This is a genomic window from Streptomyces sp. NBC_01267 (genome assembly GCF_036241575.1).
In the GTDB taxonomy this organism is placed as follows: Bacteria; Actinomycetota; Actinomycetes; order Streptomycetales; family Streptomycetaceae; genus Streptomyces.
Genome location: NZ_CP108455.1, coordinates 1,516,780 through 1,532,440, shown reverse-complemented (window position 1 = coordinate 1,532,440; position 15,661 = coordinate 1,516,780). Strand labels below are relative to the sequence as shown.

Sequence of the window (15,661 nt, the reverse complement as noted above, 5' to 3'; positions counted from 1 at the left end):
CACCGGAGGTGCTACCAGGTCACCGCGTTCAGGGCGTTGACCAGGCCGGACCCGTAGAAGCCGTTGTGACCCCGGCCGCCCTGGCAGACCGCGTCGACGGTGCCGTCACCGTCGATGTCGTACGACGCGGGGCAGGCCAGCTTGTCCGCCTCGGCGGACAGCAGCGCCTTGACCAGCTGCGGCGAGGCGTGCGGGTGCGTGGACTTGATCAGCGCCGCGACACCCGCGACATGCGGGGACGCCATGGACGTACCGGCCATGTAGGCCCAGCCGCCGCCGGGGACCGGGCCCAGGATCAGGCCGTTGTTCGCCGGCGCGTCGGGGGCCTGGTAGGCGGTGGAGTCACCACCGGGGGCCGCGACGTCGATGATTCCCCGGCCGTAGTTGGAGAACGACGACTTCAGGTTCTTGGCGCCCGTCGCGGCGACCGTGACGACCCCCGGCAACTCGGTGGGTATGTCGAGGCACTTGGACGGGTCCACCGTCCGGTCCCCCGGGGTGCCGTCGTTCGGGCTCGACGGGTCGGTTATCGAGTGCGAGGCGAGGTCGTAGCTCTCGTTGCCCGCGGCTGCGACATTGACCGTGCCCTTCTTCTCCGCGTACTGCGAGGCGCGGGTGACCGCGTCGACCAGGGCCCGCTGGTCCGGGTCGTCCTTGCAGTTGAAGTACCACGGGTCGGTGTAATAGCTGTTGTTGGTCACGTCGACCCCGTGGTCCGCGGCCCACATGAAGCCGCACACGACGGCCTCCGTGTAGAAGGACCCGCCCGTCGTGCCCACCTTGATGCCCGACACCTTCACCCCGGGGGCGACCCCGGTGATGCCGACGCCGTTCTTCGCGCCCGCGATCTCACCTGCCACATGGGTGCCGTGCGGGCTCTCCTCGGCGGTCGGCCGCCAGGCACCGTCCGTGGTGTCGGGCTTGCCCGTCACACAGTTGACGGAGGCCTTGCGGTCGAAGTTCGGTGCGATGTCCGGGTGGGTGTCGTCGACGCCCGTGTCGATCACCGCGACCGTCACCTCGGAACTGCCGAGAGTCTTCTCGTGCGCCTTGTCGGCCTTGATCGCCTTCAGGTCCCACTGCAACGGCTCCAGCGGGTCCTCCCCGGAGGCCGCCTTCGCCGACAGCGACTTCAGCTGCTTCGCCGTGAGCTTCAGCGGGGTACCGACGTCCGTCGTCGACTCGGCGGGCAGCGGCGCGGTGCGGGTGGCACCGGCCGAAGAGACGCCCTTGACCGCGCGGACGTTCTTCGCGAAGTCCGGGTCGGCCGAGTGCGCGACGATCACGCCGATCTTGTCGTACGTCATCACCACCGAACCGCCGGCCCGGGAGATCGCCTGTCTCACCGAGTCCAGCGTGCGGTGGTCGGTTCTGGTGTTCACCACGTACGAGAGTGCAGGGCCCGTGGCGTGCGCCGAGCCACCCCCCGACTCCGCGGTGGCCGTGCCCGGCAGGAAGCCGAGCGAAGCGACGAGTGCCAGTCCGGCGGGCAGCGCGACCGCGCGCCACCGCCCGGATGCCAGATGAGCCATGGGTTCTCCACATCATCCGTATCAGCCGCCCTGCTGCGGGACGCAGTTGGGCGGTACATGACCAGCGAAACTATCGCTGATCATCGGCGGACAGCAATCAATCGGTCAAGAATCAACCAGCGTTGAACCGGGCCGCCGCGCGCTCCGTGCCGTTGTCGGGGGGACCCGCACCACCCGCCTCCCGACAGCCCAGCCGCTCCGGCCCCACCCACACCGCGTCGCGAGGAGAATCCGTGGCTACCGATGCACCGCAGCGCCCGGACGGAACGGGCCCCGGCCCGGCCCGGCCCACGGCAGAGAAGTACGTCGAGGTGCAGGAGGGCGCGGAATTCGGCGAACTGCGCCGCGCCCACCGCTCCTTCGCCTTTCCGCTGACCATCGGCTTCATCGCCTGGTACCTGCTGTACGTCCTGCTGTCGAGCTACGCCGGCGGCTTCATGGGCACCACGCTCCTCGGCCACATCAATGTGGCCCTGGTCCTCGGTCTCGCCCAGTTCCTCACCACGTTCCTCATCGCCTGGCTCTACTCGCGGCACGCCGCGACGAAGCTCGACCCGAAGGGCGCCGCGATCAAGTCCCGTATGGAGGCCGACGCATGAGCCCCGCAGTCCAGCTCGCCGCCTCGGCCACCACCGAGCACCGGCCGCTGATCATCACGCTCTTCGCGGTCTTCGTCGTCGCGACCCTGGTCATCACCGTCTGGGCCGGACGCCAGACCCGCAGCGCCGCGGACTTCTACGCGGGCGGCAGGCAGTTCTCCGCCTTCCAGAACGGACTCGCCGTCTCCGGCGACTACATGTCGGCCGCCTCGTTCCTCGGCATCGCGGGCGCCATCGCACTCTTCGGCTACGACGGCTTCCTCTACTCGATCGGCTTCCTGGTCGCCTGGCTCGTCGCCCTGCTGCTGGTCGCCGAACCGCTGCGCAACTCGGGCCGCTACACGATGGGCGACGTCCTCGCGTACCGGATGCGCCAACGCCCCGTGCGTACCGCGGCGGGCGCCTCCACCATCGTCGTCTCGATCTTCTATCTGCTGGCTCAGATGGCGGGCGCCGGAGTGCTCGTCTCCCTGCTGCTCGGCATCACCAGCGACGCGGGCAAGATCGCCATCGTCGCGCTGGTCGGCGTCCTGATGATCGTGTACGTCACCATCGGTGGCATGAAGGGCACCACCTGGGTGCAGATGGTCAAGGCCGTCCTGCTGATCGCGGGCACCATCCTCATCACCTTCCTGATCCTGCTGAAGTTCCACTTCAACGTCTCCGACCTGCTCGGCTCCGCGGCCTCGAACAGTGGCAAGGGGAAGGCCTTCCTGGAACCCGGCCTGAAGTACGGCACCTCGGGCACCACCAAGCTGGACTTCATCTCGCTCGGCATCGCGCTGGTGCTCGGCACCGCGGGCCTGCCGCACATCCTGATCCGCTTCTACACCGTGCCGACGGCCAAGGCCGCCCGCAAGTCGGTGAACTGGGCGATCGGCATCATCGGCGCCTTCTACCTGATGACGATCGTGCTCGGGTTCGGCGCCGCCGCCCTCCTCAAGCCCGCCGACATCATCGCCTCCAACCCGGCGGGCAACACCGCGGCACCGCTGGCCGCCCTGGAGATCGGCGGCGGCGCCGACTCCACCGGAGGGTCCATCCTGCTCGCGGTGATCTCGGCGGTCGCCTTCGCCACCATCCTCGCGGTGGTCGCCGGACTGACCCTGGCCTCCTCGTCGTCGTTCGCGCACGACATCTACGCCAACGTCATCCGCAAGGGCAGGGCGACCGAGAAGGAGGAGATGCGCGCGGCCCGCTGGGCCACCGTCGCGATCGGCGCCGTCGCCATCGTCCTCGGTGCCTTCGCCCGTGATCTGAACGTGGCGGGCCTGGTCGCCCTCGCCTTCGCGGTCGCCGCCTCCGCCAATCTGCCCACTCTCCTCTACAGCCTGTTCTGGAAGAGGTTCACCACCGGCGGCGCCCTCTGGTCGATCTACGGAGGGCTCGTCTCCTCCGTGGTGCTGGTGCTCTTCTCGCCGGTCGTCTCCGGAAAGCCCACCTCGATGTTCAAGGGCGTGGACTTCCACTGGTTCCCGCTGGAGAACCCGGGCCTCATCTCGATCCCGCTGGGATTCCTGCTCGGCTGGCTGGGCTCGCTGCTCTCGAAGGAGGAGCCCGACAAGGGCAAGTACGCGGAACTGGAGGTCAAGTCCCTCACCGGGTTCGGAGCGCACTGAGCCGGTCGCCGGAGCACGGCGGAGACGGTACGGACCGGGGCCGCGTCGTAGATCTCTACGACGCGGCCCCGCCGTACCTCGTGGTAATCGGCCCTGTTGCTGTCACAGGGGTCGCGTACGCTCGGTTGCATACAGTTCTTCAGCAGGGATTCCTCGTGGGAAGGGGGCCGCAGTGCTTATCGACACCTTTGGCCGCGTAGCCACTGACCTGCGCGTTTCACTCACCGACCGCTGCAATCTGCGGTGCACGTACTGCATGCCCGAAGAGGGGCTGCAGTGGCTGGCGAAGCCGGATCTGCTCACCGACGACGAGATCGTCCGGCTGATCCGTATCGCCGTGACCGGCCTCGGGATCACCGAAGTCCGGTTCACCGGCGGCGAACCGCTGCTGCGCCCCGGGCTGGTGGGCATCGTCGAGCGGTGCGCGGCCCTGGAGCCCCGCCCCCGGATGTCGCTGACCACCAACGGCATCGGCCTCAAGCGCACCGCCCGAGCCCTCGCGGCAGCGGGCCTGGACCGGGTCAACGTCTCGCTCGACACCCTGCGCCCCGACGTCTTCAAGACCCTCACCCGCCGGGACCGGCACCGCGATGTGCTGGACGGTCTGGAGGCCGCCGGCGCCGCCGGGCTCACCCCGGTGAAGGTCAACGCCGTACTGATGCCCGGACTCAACGACGACGAGGCTCCCGAACTCCTCGCCTGGGCCGTGCGGAACGACTACGAGCTGCGCTTCATCGAGCAGATGCCGCTCGACGCCCAGCACGGCTGGAAGCGGGACGGCATGATCACAGCGGGTGACATCCTGGAGTCGCTGCGCACCCGTTTCCTGCTCACCGAGGAGGCCGCGGACGCACGCGGTTCGGCCCCCGCCGAGCGCTGGGTGGTGGACGGCGGACCGCACCGCGTGGGGGTCATCGCCTCCGTCACGCGGCCGTTCTGCGGAGCCTGCGACCGCACCAGACTCACTGCCGACGGTCAGGTGCGCACCTGCCTCTTCGCCCGGGAGGAATCGGACTTGCGGGGCGCGCTGCGCTCCGGGGCGTCCGACGAGGAGATCGCCCGTCGCTGGAAGCTGGCGATGTGGGGAAAGAAGGCCGGATCCGGTCTGGACGACCCGTCCTTCCTCCAGCCCGCCCGGCCGATGTCGGCGATCGGCGGCTAGGCCGTGTTTTGAAAGTAGCGTCGTCCGCCCGAAGGGCGGGCGCCGCGGTGCCTGGTGCGTGCGATCGCAAGGCGCCGGAGAGTCCTCGTAGCGGAGCTACTAGGACTTTTCGGCAACGCCGCGAGCGTGCGTGCCAGGCACCGCGGCGCAGGCGGGACTTTCAAAACACGGCCTAGGCCCTGGACGGGCCGGGGCCGTCGGCGGAGTCCTGTTCCCACTCGTTCAGGGCCACCACGTCCTTCAGGAAGCCCCGCACCCCGAGGAACTGGGAGAGATGCTCCCGGTGTTCCTCGCACGCGAGCCAGGTCTTGCGGCGCTCGGGGGTGTGCAGCTTCGGGTTGTTCCAGGCCAGTACCCAGACGGCGTCGGTACGACAGCCCTTGGCGGAACAGACAGGGGCGGAACCGGCGGTTTCGGGGGAGTTCACCCGCCCAACCCTAGGCCAAAGCATGGCTCGTACGAGAGCCGGTACGGACTTCGTCACTCCGCGAATCCGCGTAACAGGCCCCGGAAATGGCGACGCCGAGCAGCCACGGGGGGAGCTGCCCGGCGTCGGTCCGTCGCTCCGACGGGGGATGCGGAGCGCTTTCGAAGTATGTCACGGGCCACTGGGCATGCGGCACCGGAACTTCATGATTGATCTGAGCTTTTCTTGAGCTTTGCGGCCCGCGCGGATCCCGCCCCGTTTCAGCTCTGTTCAGGCGCCGGACGCTCACTCTCCGTGGCGGACGGATCGGCCGCGGCCTCCGCCCCCGGGACCACGGACGAGGGCTCCAGCGCCGGCCGGTAGGGCGCCGGGACGAACGTCGTGGGCAGCCCCGGGGCGTTCTCCCGGCCCGCGTTCGCGATCACCACGGCGACGTACGGAAGGAACGCGCCGAGCACCAGGGTCACGATCGCGACCGGCCGCTCCACGTTCCAGAGGGCCGCGGTCAGGATGACCGCGACGGTACGCACGGACATCGAGATGATGTAGCGCCGTTGCCGGCCGCGGACGTCCTCCGCGAGTCCCTGCCGCGCTCCCGTGATCCGGAAGACCTGACCGCTGCTCTGCTTCCGCATCGCGTCCCACCACCCGATTCCTGCGCCGGACTCTCCCCGGACCGGACGGCACAACGTTACGCCGCGGCCGGGCCGCCATCGAGACCGGGGCGCGCCGCCACGGGCAGGTGGCGGCACGCGCGGCACGGATGGCGCCGCCCGACATGCGCCGTATGGCCGAAGCGCCGATGCTGGGCGTCATGCGTACACAGCTGCCGCACCAGGAGGCGACATGAGTTGGTTGTGGGCCGTCATCGTGGGGCTGGTGCTCGGCCTGATCGCCAAGGCGATCATCCCGGGCAAGCAGCAGATCCCGCTGTGGCTGACCGTGGTGTGCGGCATCCTGGGCAGTGTGCTGGGCAACTGGGCCGCCACCGGACTCGGCGTCAACGACACCAACGGCATCGACTGGATCAGGCATCTGCTCCAGCTGATCGGGGCCGTGATCGTCGTGGGTGCCGGGGACAAGCTCTGGGCCGCGGTCCGGGGCAACAGGAAACAGCCGAGCTGAACGAACGCGGGAGGGACGGCCGGTACGCACCGGCCGCCCCTCCCGCGTATGTCCGGGGGTCCAGGACCTCTCCTAGGACCTGACCTCGACCGCAGCCAGGTTCTTCTTGCCCCGGCGCAGCACCAGCCAGCGCCCGTGCAGCAGATCCTCCGCGGCGGGTACGGCGTCCTCGCCCGCCACCTTCACGTTGTTCACGTACGCCCCGCCCTCCTTCACGGCACGCCGTGCGGCGGACTTGCTCGGGACCAGGCCGGTCTCGGCGAGCAGGTCCACCACCGGGACCAGCGCGTCCACCTGGACGTGCGGCAGCTCGGAGAGCGCGGCACCCAGCGTCCGCTCGTCGAGCCCGGCGAGGTCGCCCTGGCCGAAGAGCGCCTTCGACGCGGCGACGACCGCCGCGCACTGCTCGGCGCCGTGCACCAGCGTCGTCAGCTCCTCGGCCAGCGAACGCTGGGCCGCGCGGGCCTGCGGACGCTCCTCGGTGAGCTGCTCCAGCTCCTCCAGCTCCGCGCGGCTCTTGAAGCTGAGAATGCGGTTGTACGTGGAGACGTCACGGTCGTCCACGTTCAGCCAGAACTGGTAGAAGGCGTACGGCGTCGTCATCTCCGCGTCGAGCCAGACGGCCCCGCTCTCGGACTTGCCGAACTTGGTGCCGTCCGCCTTCACCATCAGCGGGGTGCCCAGCGCGTGCACCGACGCGTCCGGCTCCAGGCGGTGGATCAGGTCGATACCCGCGGTGAGGTTGCCCCACTGGTCGCTGCCGCCCTGCTGGAGGGTGCAGCCGTACCGCCGGTACAGCTCCAGGAAGTCCATGCCCTGGAGCAGCTGGTAGCTGAACTCGGTGTAGCTGATGCCCTGTTCGGACTCCAGGCGGCGGGCGACCGACTCCTTGGTGAGCATCTTGTTCACCCGGAAGTGCTTGCCGATGTCCCGCAGGAACTCGATCGCGGACAGCCCGGCCGTCCAGTCCAGGTTGTTGACCATCACGGCCGCGTTCTCCCCCTCGAAGGAGAGGAACGGCTCGATCTGGGCGCGCAGCCGCCCGACCCAGTTGGCGACGGTCTCCGGGTCGTTCAGCGTGCGTTCGGCGGTCGGCCGGGGATCGCCGATCTGGCCGGTCGCCCCGCCCACCAGCGCCAGCGGCCGGTGTCCGGCCAGCTGGAGCCGGCGGACGGTGAGGACCTGCACGAGATGGCCCACGTGCAGGCTGGCCGCCGTCGGGTCGAAGCCGCAATAGAACGTGACGGGACCGTCCGCGAGCGTCTTGCGCAATGCGTCCTCGTCAGTGGAGAGGGCGAAGAGCCCTCGCCACTTCAGCTCGTCGACGATGTCCGTCACGGGTCTCGCGTCTCCTTCGGTGTGGCTGGAAGTACGTCCAGAGGTTATACGCCCTGGCTGACGGAACTCATATTGAAATCCGGGATGCGCAGCGCGGGCATCGCGGCGCGGGTGAACCAGTCACCCCACTCACGGGGCAGCGTCCGCTCCGTACGCCCGGCTTCGGTGGCCCTGGACAGCAGATCCACCGGCGACTCGTTGAAGCGGAAGTTGTTCACCTCACCCACGACCTCGCCGTTCTCCACGAGGTAGACACCGTCCCTGGTCAGACCGGTCAGCAGCAGCGAGGCCGGGTCGACCTCCCGGATGTACCAGAGGCAGGTCAGCAGCAGGGCGGGCCCCTGGTGCCCGGACGCCGCCACCATCTCGTCCAGCGACCGCTCACCGCCGCCCTCCAGGATCAGATTGCTGATCGCGGGAGCCACCGGCAGACCGGTCAGGTCCGCGCTGTGCCGGGTGGTGACCAGGCGCTCCAGCCGCCCGTCCCGCACCCAGTCCGTGCGGGAGAGCGGCAGCCCGTTGTCGAAGACCGACGAGTCGTCCCCCGAGGCATGCGCCAGGACGAAGGGCGCCGACTCCAGACCGGGCTCGGCCGGATCGCTGCGCAGGGTCAGCGGCAGCGGGGAGAGCCTGTCCCCCAGCCGGGTACCGCCGCCGGGACGCGAGAAGACCGTACGGCCCTCGACGGCGTCCCGCGCGGCCGACGACCACAGCTGGTAGATCAGCAGGTCGGCGACGGCGGTCGGCGGCAGCAGCGTCTCGTACCGTCCGGCGGGCAGCTCGATACGGCGCTCCGCCCAGCCCAGCCGCTGCGCCAGCTCGGCGTCCATGGCGGTGGGGTCGACGTCCTTGAAGTCGCGGGTGGCACGGCCCGCCCAGGCGGAGCGGGTCCGGTCGGGGGACTTGGCGTTCAGCTCCAGGGTGCCGTTGGGCTGGTCGTGGCGGAGCCGCAGCCCCGTGGAGGTACCGAGATAGCTGGAACTCATCTCGTGGTGGGCGAAGCCGTAGAGCTCACGGCCGCCCTCCCGGGCACGGGCGAAGGACTCACCGAGCGCGGGCGCGAAGTCGGCGAAGACCGCCGAGGTCGTCTCGGCGGGCGCGTCGGTGAAGTCGGGCGACGCGGGGACGCCGGAGACCAGCGGCTGCGCGTCCTCGGCGGGCGCCCCGCCCCGGGCGGCGGCCTCCGCGGCCCGGACCAGCGGTTCGAGATCGTCCGCGGTGACCGCCGAGCGGGAGACCACACCGGAGGCGGTGCCCTCCTTCCCGTCGACGGTGGCGATGACGGTCAGGGTCCTGCCACGGGTCACGCCGTTGGTGGTCAGCGCGTTGCCCGCCCACCGCAGGTTGGCACCGGACTGCTCGTCGGCGATGACCACGCAGCCGTCCGCGGTGGACAGCGCGAGGGCGCGTTCGACGATCTCGTGCGGTGTGACGGTGCGCTTCGACGAGGTCATCGTCCGGCCTCCTGCGTGGTGTTCAGGATGTTGACGCCCCGGAAGAGGGCGGAGGGGCAGCCGTGCGAGACGGCGGCGATCTGTCCCGGCTGGGCCTTGCCGCAGTTGAACGCGCCGCCGAGCACATAGGTCTGCGGGCCGCCGACCTTCTCCATCGAGCCCCAGAAGTCGGTGGTGGTCGCCTGGTAGGCGACGTCACGCAGCTGCCCCGCCAGCTGCCCGTTCTCGATGCGGTAGAAGCGCTGACCGGTGAACTGGAAGTTGTAGCGCTGCATGTCGATCGACCACGAGCGGTCGCCCACGACATAGATCCCGCGCTCGACGCCCCCGATCAGATCCTCCGTCGAGAGCCCGCCCGGATCCGGCTGGAGCGACACATTGGCCATGCGCTGCACGGGCACATGGCCCGGGGAGTCCGCGTACGCACAGCCGTTGGAGCGCCCGAGCCCCGTCAGCTTCGCGATCCGCCGGTCCAGCTGGTACCCGACCAGCGTGCCGTCCTTGATGAGGTCCCAGGACTGCGCGGCCACCCCCTCGTCGTCGAAACCGACGGTGGCGAGGCCGTGTTCGGCGGTGCGGTCGCCCGTCACGTTCAGCACGGGGGAGCCGTACGCCAGCTTCCCGAGCTGGTCGAACGTGGCGAAGGAGGTTCCGGCGTACGCCGCTTCGTACCCCAGCGCCCGGTCCAGTTCGGTCGCGTGCCCGATCGACTCGTGGATGGTCAGCCAGAGGTTCGACGGGTCGACGACCAGGTCGTACGTCCCCGCCTCGACACCGGGCGCGCGCATCTTCTCGGCCAGCAGTACCGGGAGTTGCTCCAGTTCGGAGTCCCAGTCCCAGCCGGTCCCGGTGAGGTACTCCCACCCTCGGCCGGCCGGTGGGGCGATCGTCCGCATCGAGTCGAACTCACCGCTGGCACCGTTCACGGCGACCGCGGTGAGCTGCGGATGCACCCGCACCCGCTGCTGGGTGGTGACGGTGCCCGCCGTGTCCGCGTAGAACTTGTTCTCGTGGACGGTCATCAGCGAGGCGTCCGCATGTGCCACTCCGTCCGCCCTCAGCAGCCGGGACGACCAGTCGGCCAGCAGGGCGGTCTTCTCGTCGGCGGGTACGGAGAAGGGGTCGATCTCGTACGCGGAGATCCAGGTCTGCTCGGAGTGCACCGGCTCGTCCGCCAGTTCCACCAGCTCGTCCGATCCAGCCGCCTTGATGACCTTGGCGGAGAGCTTCGCCATCGCGACCGCCTGCGAGGCGACCTTCGCCGCGGCGTCCATGGTCAGGTCCACCCCGGAGGCGAACCCCCACGCGCCGCCGTGCACCACCCGCACCGCGTATCCGAGATCGGTGGTGTCCGACGACCCGGCCGGCCTCGCGTCCCGCAGCCGCCAGGCCGCGCTGCGCACGCGCTCGAAGCGGAAGTCGGCATGGTCGGCGCCGAGTGCGCGCGCACGGGCGAGGGCCGCGTCGGCCAGGGGGCGCAGCGGCAGCGCCGTGAAGGCTGCGTCGATGGAATGTGGCACGGAGGTCTCCTGTCGTCACGACCGGTCGCTCGCATCATGTCGCGCGAAGGGGGCCGCCTGCCAGATCGTTCTTCTGCAGGGACCCGACCGCGTTCTTCTGTAGGGACCCGACAGGCGCCGCCGTGCGGTGCTGTCGGAGGCGGATTCCCCTTAAGTGGGACAGAGCCGATAGTTTGCGTGGGTACCAAACAGCTATCGAAAGGGTGATCCGTTGAGCCGCTCGGTTCTCGTCACCGGAGGAAACCGGGGCATCGGCCTCGCCATCGCCCGCGCTTTCGCCGACGCAGGCGACAAGGTCGCGATCACGTACCGCTCGGGCGAACCTCCCGAGGGCTTCCTGGCCGTCAAGTGCGACATCACCGACACCGAGCAGGTGGATCTGGCCTACAAGGAGATCGAGGAGAAGCACGGTCCGGTGGAGGTCCTGGTCGCCAACGCCGGTGTCACCAAGGACCAGTTGCTGATGCGGATGTCCGAGGAGGACTTCACGTCCGTACTCGACACCAACCTCACCGGTGCCTTCCGGGTCGTCAAGCGGGCCAACCGGGCCATGCTGCGCGCCAAGAAGGGCCGGGTCGTCCTCATCTCGTCGGTGGTCGGGCTGCTCGGCGGGGCGGGTCAGGCGAACTACGCCGCCTCCAAGGCGGGCCTGGTCGGTTTCGCGCGTTCCCTCGCTCGTGAACTCGGCTCGCGCAACATCACTTTCAACGTCGTCGCACCCGGTTTCGTCGACACCGACATGACCAGGGTGCTCACCGACGAGCAGCGCGCGGGCATCGTCTCGCAGGTGCCGCTCGGCCGGTATGCGAAGCCGGAGGAGATCGCCGCGACGGTGCGGTTCCTCGCCTCCGACGACGCGTCGTACATCACTGGAGCCGTCATCCCCGTTGACGGCGGATTGGGCATGGGGCACTGATCACATGAGCGGAATTCTTGACGGCAAGCGCATCCTCATCACGGGTGTGCTGATGGAGTCCTCCATCGCCTTCCACACCGCCAAGGTGGCCCAGGAACAGGGTGCCGAGGTCATTCTGACCGCGTTCCCGCGGCCCACCCTCACCGAGCGCATCGCCAAGAAGCTGCCCAAGCCTGCCAAGGTCATCGAGCTGGACGTCACCAGCACCGAGCACCTGGACCGGCTCGCGGACCTGGTCCGTGACGAACTCGGCTCGCTCGACGGTGTCGTGCACTCCATCGGCTTCGCGCCGCAGGACGCGCTCGGCGGCAACTTCCTCAACACCCCGTTCGAGTCGGTCTCCACGGCGATGCACGTCTCGGCGTTCTCGCTGAAGTCGCTCACCATGGCCTGCCTGCCGCTGATGAGCGAGGGCGGCGCGGTGGTCGGACTGACCTTCGACGCCCAGTACGCCTGGCCGCAGTACGACTGGATGGGCCCGGCCAAGGCCGCGCTGGAGGCCACCTCCCGCTACCTCGCCCGCGACCTCGGCAAGCAGAACGTCCGCTGCAATCTGATCTCCGCCGGACCGATCGGCTCGATGGCCGCGAAGTCCATCCCGGGCTTCTCGGAGCTGGCGGACGTCTGGAACCACCGCTCCCCGCTCGCCTGGGACATGTCCGACCCGGAGCCGGCCGGCCGCGGTGTCGTCGCACTGCTCTCGGACTTCTTCCCGAAGACCACCGGCGAGATCGTCCACGTCGACGGCGGCGTGCACATGATGGGTGCCTGACCGCTCCCGAGCTCTTCGCTCACGAGGCCGCGTGCCGTCCAGGAGACGGCGCGCGGCCTCGGTGCGTTCCGGAGCACCCAGGATCTGCCCCCTGTCGTGATCGACTCGAATATCCGGTCGAACCACCGCAGACTGCTCCTGTCGGAGGTGCCCTCCGGCTCGCCTGGGGAGGAGACACGCGTATGCGTCATCTGCTCTGCCGAACGGCAGTCCTGCTCGTGGCCTCGGCCGGAATGGCGGGGTTCACCGGCCCGACGGGCGCGTATGCGCGGGAGGTCCCCTTCGGGGCCGGGTGCCGCATCGCGGTCAAGGGTTCCCAGGTGGCCGCCACCTGCCACAACTCGTACGTCGACAGCGACCGGGTGGCCCTGCACATCGAGTGCGCCCGCTGGTGGGACATCGACATGGACAGCGCCCCGGTCGAGGTCGGGCCCGCGCGGACCGTGCGGCTCACCGGCCGCTGCTGGAAAGAGATCGGCTCGGTCCGGATGACGCACGAACGGGTCGGCTGAGCCCTCCGGCCCTGGTCACACCTGGGCTTCCAGGCAGTTGATGAAGGCATGGCTGGCGGCCTCCGAGGCCGCCAGATCCGCGTCGCCCGCCAGGATCGCCCCGATCAGCCTGCTGTGGTCCACGTATCCCTCGGGCCGCAGCTCGTGCCCCACGCCGCCGCGCAGCCACTCGCGGAGCAGATCGCCCAGATCGGCGTAGAGCTCGGTCAGTACGTCGTTGTGCGAGGCATTGACGATCGCCAGGTGCAGCGTCGCGTCGGCGGCGACGAAGGCCTCCGCGTCGCCCGCCGCCCAGGTGCTCTCCCGGTGGGCGAGGAGCGCGGTCAGCTGCTTCGCGTCCCGCTCGGTGTGCCGTACGGCGGCCAGCCGGGCGGCCGACGATTCGAGCGTGGCACGCACCTCCGCGACGTCACGGGGGTCGGCAGCCGCGAAGCGGTGATGCATCACCCCGGCCAGTTCGCTGGTGGCGACCACGTACGTGCCCGAGCCCTGGCGGATGTCGAGCAGCCCGTTGTGCGCGAGCGCGCGCACCGCCTCCCGGACGGTGTTGCGGGCCACCCTCAGCTGCTCCACCAGTACCGGCTCTGTCGGGATGCGCGATCCCACCGGCCACTCGCCCGAGGTGATCTGATTCCGCAGTTCCGTGATCACCTGGTCGGCGAGTGCGGAACGCCGGGGAGAGTTCAGCGCCATCGTGCTCCTCGTTCGTGAAACCGCCGGGGCCGGACAGCCTGATTCCGGCGGGTGGGCCGGACAGGTGAACAGCCAATCATCCCATGATTCTATGATGGCCTCATGCCTGATGACGAGACCAAGATCCTCAGCCCGGTGGCCGAGCCGGGAACCCCCGTGGATTCCACACCTCCGCAGCTCGCCGCGTGGACCGTGAAACTGGTGATCGCCGGGATCGTCCTCGCCGCAGTCAACCTCCGTCCGGCCATCACCAGCCTCGGCGCGCTCCTCGAAGAGGTACGCGACGGTCTCGGCATGAGCGGCAGCGTGGCGGGCGTCCTCACCTCCGTACCGCCGCTGTGCTTCGCCGTGTTCGGCGTCATGGCGCCGCGACTGGCCCGCCGGTTCGGACCGGGCGCGGTCGTCTGCGCAGGGATGGCCGCGATCACCGCGGGCCTGGTGATCCGCCCGCTCATGGGCGGTACGGCCGGCTTCCTCGCGGCCAGCGCACTCGCGCTGATGGGCATAGCCGTCAGCAACGTACTCATGCCGGTCATGGTGAAGCGGTACTTCCCCGACCGCGTCGGCTCCATGACAGGGCTCTACTCGATGGCCCTCGCCCTGGGCACCGCACTCGCCGCCGCCGTCACCGTGCCGCTGACCGACAGCCTCGGCGGCAGCTGGCGGATGGGACTCGGCGTGTGGGCGGTGCTGGCCGCCGTCGCCGTACTGCCCTGGATCGGGCTGATCCGGGACCGCAGCGCCGCCGCCGCGGACGCCACCGGGACCCCCGGATCCGATGTCCCGGCCCTGCGGATCGCCCGCAGCCGCACCGCCTGGGCGCTCGCCTGCTTCTTCGGTCTCCAGGCCACCGCCGCCTACGTCACCATGGGCTGGATGCCGCAGATCTTCCGGGACGCCGGAGTCTCCGCCGGCACCGCCGGACTGCTGCTCGCCGTGACGATGGTGATGGGTGTGCCGCTGGCCTTCGTCATCCCGCGACTGGCCGGCCGGATGAAGCACCAGGGCCCCATCGTCGTCGCCCTGGGCGTCTGCGGACTCGTCGGCTACGCGGGGCTCTACCTCGCCCCGTCCGGCGGCGCCTGGGCCTGGGCGCTGCTGCTCGGCATCTCCAACTGCTCGTTCCCGCTGGCCCTCACCATGATCGGGATGCGCTCCAGGAGCGGCGCCGGCGTGGTCAGGCTCTCCGCCTTCGCCCAGTCCACCGGCTATCTGATCTCGATCCCCGGGCCGCTGCTCGTCGGCGTCCTCTACCAGCACAGCGGCGGCTGGGGGCTGCCCATCGCCCTGATGGCCGGGCTGATGGTGCCGCAGATCGGGGCGGGGATCCTCGCGGGACGGGACCGGACGATCGAGGACGAATCCTGAGATGCGAGACTGACGTCATGCCAGTGCTCGAACCGAATCCCCAGAACGGTCAGAAGAAGCTCCTGCTCGTGCTCGGCGCGATGCTCGCCGTCACGGTGATCGTCGCGATCGTCGCGACGTTGGCCTCGCCCTGACACCCCGCGGTGGTGGGGCTGGCCCCACCACCCCCTAGGGGGCCAGGGTCAGGGTGAAGTGGGTGGGTCACCGGATGGGACCGGCCGCCCGCACTCCGTAAGTTCGAGGTACTTCAACAACCGCGAACTCGACGGAGGCGGCCATGTCGGCCCGTACGCACACCAGGTCCCACGCACCGGCCTCGGGCAGCGTCGATGTCCGGCTGCCGTGGTGGGCGATCGCCCTGCCCGCCGTCGCCTTCGCCGCCCTGCTCCTGCTCATCAGCGCGCCCGGCCAGGCGCACGCCGAGGCCGGCGGCGCCAACATCACCCATGTCCTGGAGCTCATCCAGCGGAACCTGCCGCTCTAGGTGTACGGCCCGGCCGGTCTTCGCCGGGCCCTCGGACCCGCCCGGCGTACGGCGCCCGGCCACCGTGGCCGAACACCGTTCACTCGTGCTGGGGAGCCTCCCCACACCCTCTGCCCGATGGTCCGATCCGTGCGAAGCTG

At 69.8% G+C, this 15,661-nt stretch carries 17 protein-coding genes; 10 read left to right on the top strand and 7 right to left on the bottom strand.

The window, feature by feature from the left end:
• Positions 1–11: 11 nt before the first annotated feature.
• Positions 12–1,532 carry a S8 family peptidase gene (locus tag OG709_RS07100; RefSeq protein ID WP_266643761.1) on the bottom strand — a complete coding sequence of 507 codons (1,521 nt, stop codon included), beginning with the start codon at positions 1,530–1,532 and terminating at the stop codon, positions 12–14.
• 233 nt (positions 1,533–1,765) lie between these two features.
• On the opposite strand from OG709_RS07100, the gene OG709_RS07095 reads away from it, so the two are divergent.
• The 3 genes from OG709_RS07095 (at position 1,766) to moaA (ending at position 4,912) form a co-directional block, all read left to right on the top strand.
• On the top strand, positions 1,766–2,131 hold the full coding sequence (locus OG709_RS07095) for a DUF485 domain-containing protein (protein WP_266643762.1): 366 nt from the start codon (positions 1,766–1,768) through the stop codon (positions 2,129–2,131).
• Positions 2,128–3,750, top strand: a complete 1,623-nt coding sequence (locus tag OG709_RS07090; RefSeq protein ID WP_250304002.1) for a solute symporter family protein — start codon at positions 2,128–2,130, stop codon at positions 3,748–3,750. The genes OG709_RS07095 and OG709_RS07090 overlap by 4 nt, the downstream gene beginning before the upstream one ends.
• 172 nt (positions 3,751–3,922) lie before the next feature.
• Positions 3,923–4,912: a GTP 3',8-cyclase MoaA gene (gene moaA / locus OG709_RS07085; protein ID WP_250304004.1), complete on the top strand. Its 990-nt coding sequence runs from the start codon at positions 3,923–3,925 to the stop codon at positions 4,910–4,912.
• Positions 4,913–5,084: 172 nt separating this feature from the next.
• On the opposite strand, the gene OG709_RS07080 is transcribed toward moaA, so the two are convergent.
• Complete coding sequence (locus tag OG709_RS07080; RefSeq protein WP_374211341.1) at positions 5,085–5,339, bottom strand: hypothetical protein; 255 nt, start codon at positions 5,337–5,339, stop codon at positions 5,085–5,087.
• Positions 5,340–5,599: 260 nt separating this feature from the next.
• Positions 5,600–5,974: a DUF3099 domain-containing protein gene (locus OG709_RS07075; RefSeq protein ID WP_250304008.1), complete on the bottom strand. Its 375-nt coding sequence runs from the start codon at positions 5,972–5,974 to the stop codon at positions 5,600–5,602.
• 211 nt (positions 5,975–6,185) lie between these two features.
• On the opposite strand from OG709_RS07075, the gene OG709_RS07070 reads away from it, so the two are divergent.
• Positions 6,186–6,464: a GlsB/YeaQ/YmgE family stress response membrane protein gene (locus OG709_RS07070; protein ID WP_250304010.1), complete on the top strand. Its 279-nt coding sequence runs from the start codon at positions 6,186–6,188 to the stop codon at positions 6,462–6,464.
• 72 nt (positions 6,465–6,536) lie between these two features.
• Here OG709_RS07070 and tyrS read toward each other — a convergent pair whose 3' ends face one another.
• The 3 genes from tyrS to OG709_RS07055 are packed head-to-tail and all read right to left on the bottom strand — an operon-like array spanning position 6,537 to position 10,776.
• On the bottom strand, positions 6,537–7,802 hold the full coding sequence (gene tyrS, locus OG709_RS07065; protein ID WP_266643770.1) for a tyrosine--tRNA ligase: 1,266 nt from the start codon (positions 7,800–7,802) through the stop codon (positions 6,537–6,539).
• 44 nt (positions 7,803–7,846) lie between these two features.
• Complete coding sequence (locus OG709_RS07060) at positions 7,847–9,256, bottom strand: metallopeptidase TldD-related protein (protein ID WP_250304016.1); 1,410 nt, start codon at positions 9,254–9,256, stop codon at positions 7,847–7,849.
• Complete coding sequence (locus OG709_RS07055; RefSeq protein WP_326695118.1) at positions 9,253–10,776, bottom strand: TldD/PmbA family protein; 1,524 nt, start codon at positions 10,774–10,776, stop codon at positions 9,253–9,255. Before OG709_RS07055 ends, OG709_RS07060 begins: the two co-directional genes overlap by 4 nt.
• Before the next feature lie 211 nt (positions 10,777–10,987).
• On the opposite strand from OG709_RS07055, the gene fabG reads away from it, so the two are divergent.
• From fabG to OG709_RS07040, 3 genes are all read left to right on the top strand, one after another.
• On the top strand, positions 10,988–11,692 hold the full coding sequence (fabG, locus tag OG709_RS07050) for a 3-oxoacyl-[acyl-carrier-protein] reductase (RefSeq protein WP_250304019.1): 705 nt from the start codon (positions 10,988–10,990) through the stop codon (positions 11,690–11,692).
• 4 nt (positions 11,693–11,696) lie between these two features.
• Positions 11,697–12,464 (top strand): enoyl-ACP reductase FabI, encoded by a 768-nt coding sequence (gene fabI / locus OG709_RS07045; RefSeq protein ID WP_250304021.1) that lies wholly within the window; start codon positions 11,697–11,699, stop codon positions 12,462–12,464.
• Positions 12,465–12,697: 233 nt separating this feature from the next.
• Positions 12,698–12,976: a hypothetical protein gene (locus OG709_RS07040; protein WP_329169069.1), complete on the top strand. Its 279-nt coding sequence runs from the start codon at positions 12,698–12,700 to the stop codon at positions 12,974–12,976.
• 15 nt (positions 12,977–12,991) lie between these two features.
• Here OG709_RS07040 and OG709_RS07035 read toward each other — a convergent pair whose 3' ends face one another.
• Positions 12,992–13,669: a FadR/GntR family transcriptional regulator gene (locus OG709_RS07035; RefSeq protein ID WP_329165274.1), complete on the bottom strand. Its 678-nt coding sequence runs from the start codon at positions 13,667–13,669 to the stop codon at positions 12,992–12,994.
• A gap of 102 nt (positions 13,670–13,771) precedes the next feature.
• On the opposite strand from OG709_RS07035, the gene OG709_RS07030 reads away from it, so the two are divergent.
• The 3 genes from OG709_RS07030 (at position 13,772) to OG709_RS07020 (ending at position 15,521) form a co-directional block, all read left to right on the top strand.
• On the top strand, positions 13,772–15,037 hold the full coding sequence (locus OG709_RS07030) for a CynX/NimT family MFS transporter (protein ID WP_250304025.1): 1,266 nt from the start codon (positions 13,772–13,774) through the stop codon (positions 15,035–15,037).
• 17 nt (positions 15,038–15,054) lie between these two features.
• Positions 15,055–15,171 (top strand): SGM_5486 family transporter-associated protein, encoded by a 117-nt coding sequence (locus OG709_RS07025; protein WP_266643777.1) that lies wholly within the window; start codon positions 15,055–15,057, stop codon positions 15,169–15,171.
• A 143-nt stretch (positions 15,172–15,314) separates the two neighbouring features.
• The gene (locus tag OG709_RS07020) at positions 15,315–15,521 is read left to right on the top strand and encodes a hypothetical protein (protein ID WP_250304028.1); all 207 of its coding nucleotides are present in this window, start codon (positions 15,315–15,317) and stop codon (positions 15,519–15,521) included.
• Positions 15,522–15,661 lie beyond the last annotated feature (140 nt).